General features: G+C 51.4%; 14 protein-coding genes. 13 read left to right on the forward strand and 1 reads right to left on the reverse strand.

Annotated elements, in window-relative coordinates:
• Window positions 1–317 precede the first annotated feature (317 nt).
• Window positions 318–3,086, reverse strand: a complete 2,769-nt coding sequence (barA, locus tag MHN01_RS04390) for a two-component sensor histidine kinase BarA (RefSeq protein WP_239410209.1) — start codon at window positions 3,084–3,086, stop codon at window positions 318–320.
• A 156-nt stretch (window positions 3,087–3,242) separates the two neighbouring features.
• Here barA and rlmD point away from each other — a divergent pair, with 156 nt between their 5' ends.
• The 13 genes from rlmD to MHN01_RS04455 all read left to right on the forward strand — a co-directional run.
• The gene (rlmD, locus tag MHN01_RS04395; protein ID WP_239410210.1) at window positions 3,243–4,586 is read left to right on the forward strand and encodes a 23S rRNA (uracil(1939)-C(5))-methyltransferase RlmD; all 1,344 of its coding nucleotides are present in this window, start codon (window positions 3,243–3,245) and stop codon (window positions 4,584–4,586) included.
• 40 nt (window positions 4,587–4,626) lie between these two features.
• Entirely contained in the window at window positions 4,627–6,852 is a 2,226-nt protein-coding gene (gene relA, locus MHN01_RS04400) for a GTP diphosphokinase (protein WP_239410211.1), read from the forward strand.
• 84 nt (window positions 6,853–6,936) lie between these two features.
• The gene (gene mazG, locus MHN01_RS04405) at window positions 6,937–7,740 is read left to right on the forward strand and encodes a nucleoside triphosphate pyrophosphohydrolase (protein ID WP_239410212.1); all 804 of its coding nucleotides are present in this window, start codon (window positions 6,937–6,939) and stop codon (window positions 7,738–7,740) included.
• Window positions 7,741–7,951: 211 nt separating this feature from the next.
• Window positions 7,952–9,592, forward strand: coding sequence for a CTP synthase (locus MHN01_RS04410; protein ID WP_239410213.1), 1,641 nt, complete (start codon window positions 7,952–7,954; stop codon window positions 9,590–9,592).
• An 80-nt stretch (window positions 9,593–9,672) separates the two neighbouring features.
• Window positions 9,673–10,974, forward strand: a complete 1,302-nt coding sequence (eno, locus tag MHN01_RS04415) for a phosphopyruvate hydratase (protein WP_239410214.1) — start codon at window positions 9,673–9,675, stop codon at window positions 10,972–10,974.
• Between the two features lie 250 nt (window positions 10,975–11,224).
• On the forward strand, window positions 11,225–11,497 hold the full coding sequence (gene ftsB, locus MHN01_RS04420) for a cell division protein FtsB (RefSeq protein ID WP_239410215.1): 273 nt from the start codon (window positions 11,225–11,227) through the stop codon (window positions 11,495–11,497).
• Window positions 11,498–11,587: 90 nt separating this feature from the next.
• Window positions 11,588–12,295 carry a 2-C-methyl-D-erythritol 4-phosphate cytidylyltransferase gene (gene ispD / locus MHN01_RS04425; protein ID WP_239410216.1) on the forward strand — a complete coding sequence of 236 codons (708 nt, stop codon included), beginning with the start codon at window positions 11,588–11,590 and terminating at the stop codon, window positions 12,293–12,295.
• A gap of 5 nt (window positions 12,296–12,300) precedes the next feature.
• Complete coding sequence (ispF, locus tag MHN01_RS04430; protein ID WP_239410220.1) at window positions 12,301–12,774, forward strand: 2-C-methyl-D-erythritol 2,4-cyclodiphosphate synthase; 474 nt, start codon at window positions 12,301–12,303, stop codon at window positions 12,772–12,774.
• 85 nt (window positions 12,775–12,859) lie between these two features.
• Window positions 12,860–13,924 carry a tRNA pseudouridine(13) synthase TruD gene (gene truD / locus MHN01_RS04435; RefSeq protein ID WP_239410217.1) on the forward strand — a complete coding sequence of 355 codons (1,065 nt, stop codon included), beginning with the start codon at window positions 12,860–12,862 and terminating at the stop codon, window positions 13,922–13,924.
• Window positions 13,905–14,654 (forward strand): 5'/3'-nucleotidase SurE, encoded by a 750-nt coding sequence (gene surE, locus MHN01_RS04440; RefSeq protein ID WP_239410218.1) that lies wholly within the window; start codon window positions 13,905–13,907, stop codon window positions 14,652–14,654. The genes truD and surE overlap by 20 nt, the downstream gene beginning before the upstream one ends.
• Complete coding sequence (locus MHN01_RS04445; protein ID WP_370646420.1) at window positions 14,627–15,286, forward strand: protein-L-isoaspartate(D-aspartate) O-methyltransferase; 660 nt, start codon at window positions 14,627–14,629, stop codon at window positions 15,284–15,286. The genes surE and MHN01_RS04445 overlap by 28 nt, the downstream gene beginning before the upstream one ends.
• A gap of 48 nt (window positions 15,287–15,334) precedes the next feature.
• The gene (locus MHN01_RS04450) at window positions 15,335–16,201 is read left to right on the forward strand and encodes a peptidoglycan DD-metalloendopeptidase family protein (RefSeq protein ID WP_370646421.1); all 867 of its coding nucleotides are present in this window, start codon (window positions 15,335–15,337) and stop codon (window positions 16,199–16,201) included.
• A gap of 56 nt (window positions 16,202–16,257) precedes the next feature.
• A partial coding sequence (locus MHN01_RS04455; RefSeq protein WP_304622838.1) for a sigma-70 factor domain-containing protein occupies window positions 16,258–16,474 on the forward strand: 217 nt, incomplete at its 3' end.

Below are 16,474 nucleotides of genomic sequence, written 5' to 3' on the forward strand. Positions count from 1 at the left end.
CTACTTTTCTTTTATGCATATAGGTTATCTTAACGAAAAAGACATGGTGATTGAACGAATCAAAAAGAGGACATGATATGTAAACCATGTCCCCGGTTTAAAACGTAAACTATGTTCGGTTTCTACAGTGGGGTTATATCGCTAACCCCCTCCCAGCCTCCCCCTAGAAAAGGGAGGAGGAGTTAAAATCTGCACGCTTTTAGTATTCGATAAGTACTGTCTACAGGACCCAGAACCCGTTATAAAAAAGGAGAGCTAACGCTCTCCTTTTTAGTGCTTCCTCTAGGAGCCCAGAACTAGGCTCACGTCTCTAGCAATCAGTGCCGATACGTTTTCGACGCCTTCACCACGTTATTCATTTCATCGATCAGCTCGAACAGCTCCGGCTCGATATCCTCTGTCTTCGCGTCGGCTTTCAGCGCCGTTTCAATGGTATAGCAGAGGTTTTTCAGCCTCGGCACCCCGCTGTAGGCACAGCTGCCGTGAAGTTTGTGGATTGGTGGCCAGAGCTCGATATCTTTGCCGTCCAGCGCTTCGTTGACCAGCATTTCGACTTCTGGCATATAGTCGAGCAGCATTTGCAGCATGTCTTTAGCCAGCTCTTCCTTGCCGGCAGCCTGTTTCAGCGCCAGCTCCCAGTCCCAGCTGACATTGTGGTTAACCGGCGGTACAGGTTCCGGCTCGGACATTGATTCTGCATTGGCCTGCAGATTGGCGTCGGCATCATGCGGACGGGTCCACTTGGCCAGGATCTGCTGCAGGATATGCTCCTCGATAGGCTTAGTCAGGTAGTCATCCATTCCTGCATTGATCAGGCGCTCGCGCTCACCGGCCATGGCATGGGCCGTGACGGCGATAACCGGGGTATTGTGGTTCAGTTCAGTCTTGTGGATCTCCTGACAGGCCGTGACGCCGTCCATTTCCGGCATCTGGATATCCATGAAGATCAGGTCAAAGCCCTTCTGGTGGGCATATTCCACCGCCTTACGTCCGCCCGTTGCGGTGATCACGGTCTCAACCCGTTCGCTGAGCAGGGCGGAAATCAGTTTAAGGTTGGCCGGGTTGTCATCGACGGCCATCACTGTCAGCGGCTGTATGCTCTCGCTTGGCTCCGGCAACAGCTGCGGTGCCGGCTCGGAAAGCATGTCAGGCTCGCTGACCAACGTCTCCAGTAGCTTGCGGTGTGCCAGAGGCTTAGGCAGACAGGCGGATACCCCGGCATTGACCAGCCGCTCGGACAGAGCCAGTTCGGTGGTCGGCAGGCAGACCATCACCTTGTCGGTCAGCTGCTCGGCCTTGAATACCATATCCAGCAGGCTCGCGATCGGCGGCTGCTCGCCCGGTGTCAGGTTGAGCAGGGCAAAGTGGTGGTGCTCGGCATCTTCCGGCATCGTCGAGCGGTAGGTCACATGGATCCCGGCCTTGATCAGGCGCTGCTGGATCACCGAGGCGGCCTGCATGTTAGGTTCGATAAGCAGCAGTTTCTTGCCGCTTAGCGACGAGGTATCAATCGGCTGGGAGACCGGTAGATCCGTTTTGGTCAGACGCAGGCTGAACCAGAACGTCGATCCCTGGTGAAGGCGACTGGTCAGGCTGATTTCGCCGCCCATCTGGGTAACCAGTTTCTGGGTGATCACCAGTCCCAGCCCGGTACCGCCGTAGCGGCGGGAAATGCTGGCATCAGCCTGGCTGAAGGCCTGGAACAGCTGAGCCTGCTGGCGCTCGGAAATCCCGATCCCGGTATCACGCACCATAAACTGTAGCTCGATGTTCTCGTCGCGGTCGGTTTTCAGCTCGACCGACACATCGATATTGCCACGCTCGGTAAATTTCACCGCGTTGCCAATCAAGTTGGTCAGCACCTGCTGGATACGCAGCGGATCGCCGATCAGTCCGGTCGGGATCCGGTTATCGATTTTCAGTGTTAGCTCAAGTCCCTTCTCATGGGCACTCGGTGCCAGCAGCTTCATCACTTCATCCAGTGATTCGGTGAAATCGAACGGGATGTTTTCCAATAGTAGTTTGCCGGCTTCGAGCTTCGAGAAGTCGAGGATGTCATTGATGATAGTCAGCAGGTTATTGGCTGATTTCTCGATGGTCTGCAGGTAATCCTGCTGGCTGGTGCTGAGGCGTGTTTTCAGCATCTGGCGGGTAAAGCCAATGACCCCGTTGAGCGGAGTTCGTAGCTCGTGCGACATATTGGCCAGGAACTCTGACTTCACGCGGGCCGCTTCCTGGGCGCGTTTTTTGGCAATATCCAGCTCGACATTCTGGATCTCCAGCTGCTCCAGGGTCTCGCGCAGATCTGAGGTTGCCTGGTCGATGCTTTGTTGCATTTCGATATGGTATTCAGACAACGAGATAGCCATGGCATTGATACCGTTCTTCAGGGTATCGAGCTCACCCAGGAGCTCACCCTCGATTCGGATATCGAGGTGTCCTCGGCGGATCCTGTCCACCACGCTGACCATATGGGAAATTGGCCGGGTAACATCTTTCATCAGGCGGTAGGCAAACAGGGACGACAGTGTCAGCCCGAGCAGTAGCACCATCAGGGCGGTAAAGACTTCCTGGTATTGCTGCAGGCGCAGGGCGCTCAGATCCAGCTCTAATGCAATATAGCCCAGCGCTTCTGCCTGGTAGCCCGGTGCGGATATCGAGGAAAATTGGCCTTCGCTCAATATCGGAGCGCGGAGTATCAGTGAGTTCTCGTTGAGCCGGGTATCGAGCAGCATCGGGATCGACTGATCATCCGGATACATCAGGGTTTCAAAATTGCGGTGAAAATTCGAGGTGACAAACAGCTGGTTGTCGGCATCGAAGACGGCAATGCTGCGGACTATCTGAGAGTGCTTGCGGTGGGCATAGCTGATCAGACGGCGAACGGCTTCGCGGTTCTTGTCTGTCATTCCGTATTCAGTTGAAATCGCAAGGGGTTCGATGATACTGGCACCGGTCGAAATCAGCTGATGCTCGAGATCCCGATAACGGCTCATGGTAAAAAATGCGCTTAATAGCAGGCCAATAATCAGTGTCGGTGCTAATGTCAGGGTGAAGACCCTGGCACGAAGTCCATATTTGGTCATGGTTCTCTTAATTACAAGAAAGCGATTCTGTGGGAGAATTGTCGTCCATCTGTGGCCGTTAGCTTAATGAAACAATGGCTATTCGACAATCAACTAATACCAAACTGCCGACAATATCACTCAGTTTGGTTTATCTGCTCCGTGAGTCAAAACACTATGGCACGCTTTTTTAAGCCTCAAAAACGAAAAGTAACTGATACCAAGCATAAAGAAATTGAAATTAGCCGCCTGGATCACCTGGGCGCCGGTATCGGTCATATCAACAGAAAACCGGTCTTTGTTGATGGCCTGTTGCCGGGTGAAAAGGCGTTGGTTCAGTTTACCGAAGACAAGAAGCAGTTCGCGCGAGCCAAGGTCATAAAACGTCTGGCTGACAGTCAGGCACGTATTAAAGCGCATTGTCCTATCTATGACCAGTGTGGCGGATGCAACTTGCAACATTTGTCCCATTCAGGACAGGTAGAGGCCAAACAGCAGGCATTGAGCGAGCTGATGAGTAAGTTTGCGGCCACGGACAAGGAGCAGGCGTTCGCTCAGGCAGCGCCGATTGTCGGTAGCGACAAGCATTATCGCCGTTGTTCTCGTTTCAGTCTGAAGCTGAGCGGCGGAAAGCTGCAGTTTGGTTTCCGCAAGAATCAGAGCAAGGATATCGTTGATGTCGAGCAGTGTCCGGTACTGGCACAGTCGCTAAATGAGCTGTTGCCGCCGCTACGCAGCCTGTTAAACCGGCTGAAGGGGCAAAAGCACCTCGGGCATGTCGAGCTGGTGGAGGCTGATAACGGCAGAGTGGTCTTGATCCGCCATCTGCAGCCGTTTAATGACAAAGATATGACCTTGTTACGTCAGTTTGCCGAGCAATACGATGTTATTCTGTATTTGGCCCCAACATCTGATTCAATCGATAGAATTTCAGGTCAGGCTCCGTATTATGAGCTAGATGGCCAGAAGTTGTATTTTTCCCCGAAGGATTTTATCCAGGTCAACCGGGACGTGAATACCCGGATGGTTGAGCAGGCCCTTGAATGGCTGGATGTCGGGCCAACCGATCGGGTCTTGGATTTGTTCTGTGGTTTGGGTAACTTTAGTCTGCCACTGGCAAAACGAGCAAAGGCGCTGGTCGGTGTTGAAGGTGTTGATGAGATGGTGCATCGTGCTAGTGATAATGCATTGATAAACCAGATAAACAATGCCTCGTTCTATCAGGCCAACCTGGAGGAGGATGTTACCTCCATGGTCTGGGCACAAGAACACTTTAATAAAATTCTGCTTGATCCGGCACGCGCCGGGGCAGCCGGGGTCATGCAGCATGTTGTCAATTTGAACCCGGAAAGGGTCGTGTATGTTTCATGCAACCCTGCCACGCTGGCTCGAGACAGCCAGGTGTTGCTGAAGCAAGGTTATCAGTTGGAACGCCTGGGTATGTTGGATATGTTCCCGCATACCGGGCATCTAGAGTCTATGGCCCTGTTTACAAAAAATAGTCTGGGCACCAAAAAGTAGTGTTATTCAACATTAACAAGAGAACTTACAGGATAGAGAAATGGTCGCAGTTCGCGGTGCGCATTTAAAGGAAAATGATACATTTGAGCTTTCATCTTGGGTCGAGAGTTTGCAACAAGACGCCAAAGTGGCGAAACGCATTGCGCAAACCTACCAGCGATGTATCGATTTAACGTCAGAGGAAGAGTCCGCGTCGTTATTGCTATGGCGCGGCCGCGAAATGGTGGAGATCCTTGTTACCCTGAGCATGGACAAGGATACCCTAGTTGCTGCTTTGCTGTTTCCTCTGGTCGAGGCCGGTGTCTATGAGCCGGAGCAGTTGAAGGAAGACTACAACAATACGATCTTGCAGATGGTGACCGGGGTGGGCCAGATGGCTGCCATCGGCCAGTTAAATGCAACCACCGAGGGGGCGGCACAGTCGGCTCAGGTCGATAATATCCGCCGTATGCTGCTGTCGATGGTGGATGACTTCCGCTGTGTGGTCATTAAGCTGGCCGAGCGTATCTGTAATTTACGTGAGGTGAAAGACGAGCCGGATGAGGTCCGTCGTGCAGCTGCGAAAGAGTGTGCCAACATCTACTCACCGCTGGCAAACCGGTTGGGTATCGGTCAGCTGAAGTGGGAGATTGAAGACTACGCGTTTCGCTATAACCACCCGAATACCTACAAGCAAATTGCCAAACAGCTTTCCGAGCGCCGGATAGACCGCGAGCAGTACATTGATCACTTTGTCTCCGATCTAGACGAGTCAATGAAAGCATCGCATATCAAGGCTGAGGTGCACGGTCGTCCCAAGCATATCTACAGCATCTGGCGTAAGATGCAGAAGAAGAGCCTGGCCTTTGACGAACTGTTTGATGTCCGGGCGGTACGTATCATTGCGGACCAGCTGCAGGACTGCTACGCGGCGCTGGGTGTCGTGCATACCAAGTACCGTCATCTGCCGAAAGAATTCGATGACTATGTCGCCAACCCCAAGCCAAACGGCTACCAGTCGATTCATACGGTAGTGTTGGGGCCGGAAGGCAAGACCATTGAGATCCAGATCCGCACCAAGCAAATGCACGAAGAGTCCGAGCTTGGTGTTGCTGCGCACTGGAAGTACAAGGAAGGTTCTTCGGGAGGTGCCAAGTCGGCCTACGACGAGAAAATCAACTGGTTACGCAAACTGCTGGCATGGCAGGAGGAGATGTCGGACTCCGGCGAAATGCTCGACGAGCTGCGTAGCCAGGTGTTTGACGATCGTGTTTATGCCTTTACCCCGAAAGGCGATGTGGTGGATCTGCCGCTTGATGCGACCCCGCTTGATTTTGCCTACCACATCCACTCCGAGGTGGGGCACCGTTGTATCGGGGCCAAGGTAGAAGGACGTATCGTCCCGTTTACCTACCGCCTGCAGATGGGCGATCAGGTAGAAATCATTACCCAGAAAGAGCCGAACCCATCGAGGGACTGGCTGAACCCGAACTTGGGTTTTGTGACTTCGAGCCGGGCCCGTGCCAAGGTACATGCCTGGTTCCGCAAGCAGGACCGTGACAAGAACATTGCCGCCGGGCGCGAGATCCTGGAAACCGAACTGGTGAAAATCGGGGCGACGCTCAAAGATGCCGAGGCCTATGCGCTGAAGCGCTTTAACGTCAACTCTGCGGTTGAGCTGTATGCCGGGGTGGGTAGCGGTGACTTGCGTATCAACCAGGTGATCAACCATATCAATGCCCTTGTCAACAAGCCGACGGCGGCAGAAGAAGACCAGCAGTTGCTGGAAAAGCTGGCCGAGGCCAGCACCAAGGTTGAAACCAGCAAGAAGCCGCAGCGTGATGCGGTGGTGGTGGAAGGCGTCGATAACCTGATGACACATCTGGCCCGCTGTTGCCAGCCTATTCCTGGCGATGACATCCAGGGGTTTGTCACCCAGGGGCGCGGGATCTCCGTGCACCGCAGTGACTGCGAGCAGCTTGAGGAGCTTCGCCATGTGGCACCTGAGCGGATCATCGACACCGTGTGGGGCGGTGGCTTTGTCGGAAATTACAATATCACCGTCAGAGTGACGGCATCGGAGCGTAATGGCCTGATCAAGGAGCTGACAAACACCTTTGCCAACGAGAAAGTCAAGGTGTCGGGCATGAAGAGCCGGATTGATTTCAAGAAGCAGATGTCAATCATGGACTTCGATCTGGAGCTGACGGATCTTGAGGTATTGAGCCGGGTTCTCAAGCGTATTGAGCAGGTGAAGGACGTCGCTGAAGCCAAGCGGCTTTACTAGACTCAAACGAGCAAGACTAAGAAGCGGGTGGCCTGATGCCGCCCGTTTTTTTACTGGATAGAAAAGAACAGAAGAACAGTGATTATGAGTGATAAACAGCGCACCCCGATCGAGCAGCTGGTTGAAATTATGGCGACATTGCGCGACCCGAACAAAGGCTGCCCGTGGGATCTCAAACAGAATTTTGCCTCTATCGTGCCCCATACCATCGAAGAGGCCTATGAGGTTGCCGATGCTATCGAGCAGCAGGACTGGAATGATGTCCGTGAAGAGCTCGGGGATCTATTGTTTCAGGTGATTTTCTACAGCCAGCTGGGTAAAGAGCAGGGGCTGTTTGATTTTGATGAGGTCGTTACCGGTATCAACGACAAGCTGATCCGCCGCCATCCCCATGTTTTCGGTGAGACCGAGTTTGCCGATGACGAGGCAATCAACGCCAATTGGGAAGCTGAAAAAGCGAAGGAGCGGGCGGCAAAAGGCGAAGATGCCAGTATCCTCGCCAATATCCCCAAAGCCCTGCCGGCGTTGACTCGGGCAGACAAAATCCAGAAGCGCTGTGCCAAGCATGGTTTTGACTGGAACACGGTCGGCCCGGTCGTCGAGAAGGTGAAGGAAGAGATTGACGAGGTGATGGAGGAAGTCATCCAAGTGTCACCTGATCAGGATAAGATCGAGGAAGAAGTCGGAGATTTACTGTTTGCTGTCGTCAACTTGAGTCGTCATCTCAAGGTCAAACCGGAGTCGGCCCTGCAGCGGGCAAACAAAAAGTTTGAGCGTCGGTTTCGCGAAGTTGAAAAAAGTGTGCTAGAACAAGGGAAGCAATTTGAAGATTGCTCGCTGGAAGTGCTCGATAGCGAATGGGATAAAGTGAAGCAGAGGGAAGGTTAGCCGTCATCATGATGTTGGTGCTGTTGCCCAGGTAACTATGCAGCGTGCAGTGACGGCAAGCGAGTGATGCGATTGGGTATATTTGATTTGAGACAAAAAAAAACAGCCAATGCTGTGATAGATTTCACGTTGTGGCGATAAACTGTGTCTGGTATACTAATTTCCCGTCCAGATACATTTTAATCCTCTACACCAATCTTCCAGGTTAAACATGACAACGAATTATATTTTTGTTACGGGCGGGGTCGTATCCTCACTAGGTAAAGGTATTGCTGCTGCATCTCTGGCGGCTATTCTAGAAGCACGTGGTCTTAACGTGACTATGATGAAGCTAGACCCTTACATCAACGTTGACCCAGGCACAATGAGCCCAATTCAACACGGCGAAGTATTCGTTACGGAAGACGGTGCAGAGACCGACCTTGACTTAGGTCACTACGAGCGTTTCATTCGTACCAAAATGACTAAACGCAACAACTTTACCGCTGGCCGTGTTTATGCGGATGTATTGCGAAAAGAGCGTCGTGGTGATTACCTAGGTGCAACGATTCAGGTTATCCCACACATCACTAACGCTATCAAAGAGCGTGTGATTGCTGGTGCTGAAGGACATGATGTGGCTATCGTGGAAGTGGGCGGTACTGTTGGTGATATCGAATCACTGCCGTTCATGGAAGCTATCCGTCAGTTGGCTGTAGAGCTAGGCCGCGAGCGTGCGATGTTTATGCACCTGACGCTGGTTCCTTACCTGGCCGCTGCGGGTGAAGTAAAAACCAAGCCTACACAGCATTCAGTAAAAGAACTGCTTTCAATCGGTATTCAGCCTGACATTCTGGTATGTCGTTCTGACCGTATGATCCCTGCTAACGAGCGTGCGAAGATTGCACTGTTCTGTAACGTGCAGGAAAAAGCCGTTATCTCAATGAAAGACGTAGATTCAATCTACAAAATCCCACAGCTTATCAAGGCACAGGGTCTGGATGATCTTGTTTGTCAGCGTTTTGGTATCACAGCACCTGAAGCTGATCTGTCTGAGTGGGAACAGGTTATCTACGAAGAAGCCAACCCGACAGCTGAAGTAGTTATCGGTATGGTGGGTAAGTACATCGAACTACCGGATGCCTACAAGTCAGTCAACGAAGCACTGAAGCATGCAGGTCTGAAGAACCGCCTGTCTGTGAAGATCAAGTACGTTGACTCTCAGGACGTTGAATCTAAAGGTGCAGAAGCACTGCAAGGTCTTGACGCAATTCTGGTTCCTGGTGGTTTCGGCGGTCGTGGTGTTGAAGGTAAGATCCTGACGGCACAATACGCCCGTGAAAACAAAATTCCTTACCTGGGCATTTGTCTGGGTATGCAGGTGGCACTGATTGAGTTTGCCCGTAACGTTGCCGGTCTTGAGGGCGCGCACTCGACTGAGTTTGACGCAGAGACCAAGAACCCGGTTGTTGGCCTGATCACAGAGTGGGTTGATAACGAAGGTAATGTTGAAGAGCGTACCGAAAAATCTGATCTGGGCGGTACCATGCGCCTGGGCTCTCAGCTATGCCACCTAGCGGAAGGTTCGAAAGCACGTGAACTATACGGTGATGCAACCGTTCACGAGCGTCACCGTCACCGCTACGAAGTTAACAACAACCTGCTGCCTAAACTGGAGAAAGCAGGTCTGAAGATTTCTGGTCTGTCTGCAGACAAGAAGCTGGTGGAAATTATCGAGATCCCTAACCACCCATGGTTTGTGGCTGCTCAGTTCCACCCTGAGTTCACCTCAACGCCTCGCGACGGTCACCCACTGTTCGAAGGCTTTGTAAAAGCGGCTGGCGAAAACCAGCGCGGTGAGCTGAATAAGTAAGGATTACGGATAGCTGTAGCGGTTATGGCTGCAGCTATTTTTTTAGCTTTTAAATTGAAGATAAAGCAAGAGGAAACATAATGTCTAAGATCGTTAAAGTTCTAGGTCGTGAAATTATCGATTCACGTGGTAACCCAACTGTTGAAGCTGAAGTTCACCTAGAAGGCGGTTTCGTAGGTATGGCTGCTGCGCCATCTGGTGCATCAACTGGTTCTCGTGAAGCTCTTGAGCTACGTGACGGCGACAAGTCTCGTTTCCTAGGTAAAGGCGTTCTTAAAGCTGTTGAAGCTGTGAACGGTGCTATCGCAGAAGCTCTTGTTGGTAAAGATGCGAAAGACCAAGCTGCAATCGATCAGGTGATGATCGACCTAGACGGTACTGAAAACAAGTCTAACTTCGGCGCAAACGCAATCCTAGCTGTTTCTCTAGCGAATGCTAAAGCTGCTGCAGCGGCTAAAGGCATGCCTCTTTACGAGCACATCGCTGAGCTAAACGGTACTGCTGGTCAGTTCTCTATGCCTCTACCAATGATGAACATCATCAACGGTGGTGAGCACGCTGACAACAACGTTGACATCCAGGAATTCATGATTCAGCCAGTTGGCGCGAAGACTCTGAAAGAAGGTCTACGCATCGGTGCTGAAGTATTCCACAACCTAGCTAAAGTTCTTAAAGCTAAAGGCATGAGCACTGCTGTAGGTGACGAAGGTGGTTTCGCTCCTAACCTAGAGTCTAACGCTGCTGCACTTGCTGCAATCAAAGAAGCTGTTGAGCTAGCAGGCTACGAGCTAGGCAAAGACGTAACTCTTGCTATGGACTGTGCTGCTTCTGAGTTCTACGACAAAGAAGCTGGTAACTACAACATGAAGGGCGAAGGCAAGATCTTCACTTCTGAAGAGTTCAACCACTACCTAGCTGGTCTAGTTGAAGAGTACCCAATCGTTTCTATCGAAGACGGCCTGGACGAGTCTGACTGGGATGGCTTCAAGCACCAGACTGAACTACTAGGCGGTAAAATCCAGCTAGTAGGTGACGACCTGTTTGTTACTAACACTAAGATCCTAGCTGAAGGTATCGAGAAAGGCGTTGCTAACTCAATCCTTATCAAGTTCAACCAGATCGGTTCTCTAACTGAAACTCTGGCTGCTATCAAGATGGCTAAAGACGCAGGCTACACTGCAGTAATCTCTCACCGTTCTGGTGAAACTGAAGATGCAACTATCGCTGACCTAGCGGTAGGTACTGCTGCTGGCCAGATCAAGACTGGTTCTATGAGCCGTTCTGACCGTGTTGCTAAGTACAACCAGCTAATTCGTATCGAAGAAGCACTAGGTGAAAAAGCACCTTACAACGGTCTTAAAGAAGTTAAAGGTCAAGCTTAATCATTAGCTTGCTTTTGGAGTGAAACTATCACTCTGAGTTATCGAACCGCCTCCTCGTGAGGCGGTTTTTTTATGTCCGAATACATGATGAGTTTGGCATTCGGCGCTAGTCACATCTTGCGCTTTATGGGATTATTACTGCATTGCAATTTTATTAACTAATTGCGCTATTCTATCTGGCGTAAATAAGTACTATTAGTTAGGAAAATTGTCGTCACTGAACTAATTGCATGAAATAACGGGGATCAGCATGCGCTTGTTAACTGTCTCGCTGCTGGCGGTATTGTGCTGGCTTCAGTATGATTTTTGGCTTGGTAAAAATGGCATGATGGATTATTTGGCGGCAAAAGATAATGTTGCCATCCAGTTGCAGGCTAATGCCGAGCTAAAGCAGCGTAATCAGCAAATGTATGCTGAAATTCATGATCTCCATCGCGGTCAGGAAGCAGTCGAGGAGCGAGCGCGCAACGAGCTTGGCATGATAAAGCCGGGAGAAACCTTCTTTCGCATTGTGGGTGAATAGCCCCTCCTTGCTCAATACGCCTGAACGCAGGCATTGGCATTGATAATGTTACTGGTATTACTTTAACTCTGAGCGTAAAACACCTAACTCATGACCGAAAAGATCACCGCAGTTGTACCTGCTGCTGGAGTTGGCAGCCGAATGGCAGCAGACCGTCCGAAGCAATACCTGCAGATTGCAGGAAAGACAATTTTAGAACACACAATTGATCGCTTGTTTTGCCATCCGGCGATAGAGCGCGTGATCATTGCGATCAGCAATAGTGACCCCTATTTCGAGGCGCTGCCGCTAGCTCGTGATCCGCGAATTCTGCGTGTTGACGGCGGAGCGGAGCGGGCCGATTCGGTGTTTGCTGGGCTGGCAGCTATCGACGATGAAGACAGCTGGGCGTTGGTTCATGATGCCGCCCGTCCTTGTTTGCAGCTGGCTGATCTGGAACGTTTGATTAATACCGCGCTGCAGAGCGAGAGCGGTGCCATTTTGGCGGCACCGGTACGGGATACGATGAAGCGTGGTGTGATGCTAGCCGGTGATAACCAACAGGGAATACGCGAAACCGTGGATCGCGAGAACCTCTGGCATGCCCTGACACCGCAGATGTTCAAGGTCAGACAACTCCGGGACTCGCTCCGGTATGCGCTGGAGAAGGGGGCAGTGATCACCGATGAGGCGTCGGCCCTTGAGTTTTGCGGATATGTGCCGCAATTAGTAAAAGGGCGGGCTGACAACCTGAAAGTCACCCAGCCCGAAGATCTGGCCCTGGCCGGTTTTTACTTACAACAAATAACGAAGGATTAGCCATGATGCGAATTGGACACGGTTTTGATGTACACAAGTTTGGTGGTGAAGGGCCAGTGATCATTGGCGGTGTGGCAATCCCCTACGAGCAGGGGCTAATTGCACATTCTGACGGGGATGTCGCCTTGCATGCCGTCTGTGATGCGCTGCTGGGTGCAATTGGTGCCGGTGATATCGGCCGTCATTTTCCCGATACCGATGCCGAGTGGGAAGGGGCTGACAGCCGTTTTCTGCTGCGGGATGTCTATAGTAAAGTGAAGGCGAAAGGATATCGCCTGGGTAACCTGGATGTCACGATTATTGCCCAGGCACCCAAAATGGCACCTTATATCGAGGCGATGTGTCAGACCATTGCCGATGATCTGGAAACAGATATTGAAAATATTAATGTAAAGGCAACGACCTCGGAGCGCCTGGGCTTTACGGGACGTAAAGAAGGGATTGCTTGTGAGGCTGTCGTCCTTATCAACAAACAATAAGATTATTTTCCTGTTGCTCGCTTGCTGAGCAAGCTAGCTTTAGGTTTCACAGCCAGCGTTTTGGTTGCTAACAAACGGTGTATTTATGTCTAACGTAATGGACAACTTTAACTGGTTATACGGTAAACCTGGTTGTCAGGGGCGCATCAAAGTCCTGCCTGAACATTTTGTGGTTAAAGAAAATTTAGGCTTTGATTTTGCCGAAACCGGTGAGCATTTTATGGTGAAAATCCGCAAGACGGGTGAGAACACCAAATATGTAGTTAATGAGCTGGCAAAAGCATGCGGGGTAAAATCCCGTGATGTCAGTTGGGCTGGTCTGAAAGATCGTCATGCAGTAACCGAACAGTGGTTAAGTGTGCACCTGCCGGGCAAGCCCGATCCGGACCTGACCCGGTTCGTTGCCGAGCATCCCGGCGTTGAAGTTCTGGAAACGGCTCGTCACGATAAAAAACTTCGGCCGGGTGATCTGGTTGGTAACTGGTTTCAGTTGCGACTGACAGAATTGGACATGCCGCAGGATGTTATCACCCGCCTGGAGCAGGTAAAGCAGAACGGGGTGCCAAATTACTTCGGCGAACAACGGTTTGGCCACAGTGGTAATAATGTGGTTAAGGCGCGCAGTTGGGGCAACGATGAGTTCCGTGTTCGTGACAAGAGCAAGCGTAGCTTCTATTTGTCTGCGGCACGTTCCTGGTTGTTTAATATGGTGTTGTCAGCCCGTATAGAGCAAGGCAAGGTACATACATTGCTGGCGGGCGATAGTCTGCAGCAGGATGGTGACGAGCGTGGCCTGATTGCCGAGTCGGCCTCTGCTGAGCTTCAGCAAAAGGTGGATAATGGCACCATGGCTATCACTGCCCCGATGATGGGGGATAATGCCCTGCCAACCACAGCGGATGCCGAGGCGTTTGAGATGTCCGTTGTCGAGCAGGAGCCGCTGTTGCTCAAGCTGATCCGTGATAATCGGATGCGCCATGAGCGTCGCACCTTGTTGTTAAAACCCCAGCAGATGGAGTGGCAGCAGGATGGTAATGATCTGATTGTGTCGTTTTCGCTGCCGGCTGGCTGTTTTGCGACGGCGGTGGTGCGTGAACTAATGATTGAGCGTGAGCTAGAGGATGGCGACCATGCGAATTTTGATCAGTAATGATGATGGCATTTTTGCCGACGGAATAAATACGCTGGCAGCTGCGCTGGAAGAGATCGGCGAAGTGACAGTTGTGGCGCCGGATCGGAACCGTTCAGGTGCCTCTAATTCCCTCACATTAGATAACCCGCTGCGTATTCGCGAGGAAGGCGAACGTCGGGTCTCGGTTGAAGGAACGCCGACAGACTGTGTTCACTTTGCGCTGAACGAATGGCTGGAGTACCGTCCGGATATTGTTGTTGCCGGCATTAACCATGGTGCAAATCTCGGTGATGATGTGCTTTACTCCGGTACGGTTGCTGCGGCGACAGAAGGTCACTTTCTGGGTGTCCCGGCGATTGCTGTCTCTTTGGTTGGCTCACGACACTTTGATACCGCGGCTTTGGTTATCAAAGACATTGTAGGCAAGTTGGCCGAACGGCCGTTGCCGACCAACAAGATACTGAACATCAATGTACCTGATGTCCCCTTTTCCGAGTTGGGTGACTGGCAGGTGACTCGCCTGGGTGCCCGCCATCGTGCCGAGAAAATGGAAAAGGCCGTGGATCCGCGCGGTAAGACGATATACTGGCTGGGCCCGCCGGGGGCATGTCAGGACGCCGGCCCGGGGACGGATTTTTACGCCATAGAGCACAACCATGTATCGATCACGCCGCTACAGGTTGATCTGACTGCACATGATGCGATTAACGGCATTGAACAATGGCTAACACAAGTGGAGACAAATTAAGGATGCGCTATGCGGAAGAACGACATAGTCTGCTGACATTTTTGCATCAGCTGGGTATCCGTAACGATAACGTATTGCAGGCGATGGCTGCAGTTCCCAGAGAGCTGTTCATCGACGAGGCTTTATCCCACAAAGCCTATGAGAATAACGCCTTGCCTATTGGTTGCGGACAGACGATCTCGCAGCCATATATTGTGGCGAAAATGACGGAGCTGCTGGATCTGAAGCCGAGCTCCCGGATCCTGGAAATCGGGACGGGCTCGGGGTACCAGACCGCGGTATTGGCACATATTGTTGAACATGTGTTTTCTGTGGAGCGGATCAAAGCCTTGCAATGGCAGGCAAAGCGCCGCTTCAAACAGCTCGATCTCCACAATATTTCGACCAAGCACGGTGATGGCTGGCTCGGCTGGCCGAGCAAAGGGCCATTCGATGCGATTATCGTCACAGCTGCTGCCGATGATATCCCGGTAGAGTTGCTGGCTCAGCTGGCTGATGGCGGTCGCCTGATCATTCCGGTCGGTGACGAGTATCAGGTACTGAAGCAGATTGTACGTAACGGTGAGCAATATCTTTCCAAGGACATTGAGGCAGTTCGTTTTGTTCCTCTGGTCGCAGGAGAGCTGGCGTAAATTCCGATGGGTGTGATGGTGAATAGATCGAACTGGCGAGCAATGACTATGGCAGTCGCATGTCTACTGCTGTCAGCCTGTAGCACCCATATACCAGCGCCTGTAACCAGTCTCGAAAAAGATTACAACAGCCTGAAGCGAGGAAGCTTTCGCGGCAGTTATTATCAGGTAGAGAAAGGAGATACTCTGTATTTCATTTCTTATATAACTGGTCGTGAAGTAAAAGATATTATTGCCAGTAATAAGCTTTCTCCTCCTTACACCATTTACCCGGGGCAGACCCTCCAGCTCTGGAAGCCGAAGTATGTTGCCCCTGCATACGGAAAGGCCGGTACCGTCGCAGTTGTTAAACCCCCAGTAAAAACAGTGACTAATGCTGCCAAGCCTAAACCACCCCCACCGCCGGTAGTCAAACCGGTGCCAAAACCCAAGCCGGCCGAACAAAAAACAGCCAATAAAAATGTTGATCCTGCTCGCACAAAAGAGTACTCTCAAAATTCAAATAGTAACAAAGTTGTTACAAGTAAGGCGAATAACAGTAACAAGGTGGCCAGCTGGTCATGGCCGACCAAAGGTCGTGTTATTGCCAAGTTCTCCAATGCCGAAAACGGTAATAAAGGGATAGATATTGCCGGGAAAAGAGGTCAGGCCGTCAAGGCTTCAGCTGGAGGAACGGTGGTATACGCAGGTAATGCCCTACGTGGTTATGGCAACCTCGTGATTATTAAGCATAGTGATGACTATCTTAGTGCTTATGCACACAATGAGAGGGTGCTGGTCAAAGAGCAACAAAAGGTAAAAGCGGGGCAGAAGATTGCTTCAATGGGAAGCTCCGGTAGCAACAGTGTTCGCCTACATTTCGAGATCCGTTACAAAGGTAAGTCGGTTAATCCGCTTCGGTACTTGCCGAAATAGACAACATGGCATAGTGAAGTTGTAATGTCTTGCTAACTCGCCATCTGGGAGGCGCTATGAGTAGAAGCAATACTGCTACAAATATCGAGAACTTTGACTTTGATGATGTGGAACTAGACTCGGCAGAGGTTGAGGAAAAAGCTGCATCGACGGAAACAACGAGTGATGAAGTCGATATTTCGCAATATGGGGCCACGCAGAAAGCCCTTGATGCGACACAGCTTTACCTGGGTGAGATCGGGTTTTCTCCGCTTCTGACCGCGGAAGAAGAAG

It is taken from the genome of Photobacterium sp. OFAV2-7 (genome assembly GCF_022347985.1).
In the GTDB taxonomy this organism is placed as follows: domain Bacteria; phylum Pseudomonadota; class Gammaproteobacteria; order Enterobacterales; family Vibrionaceae; genus Photobacterium.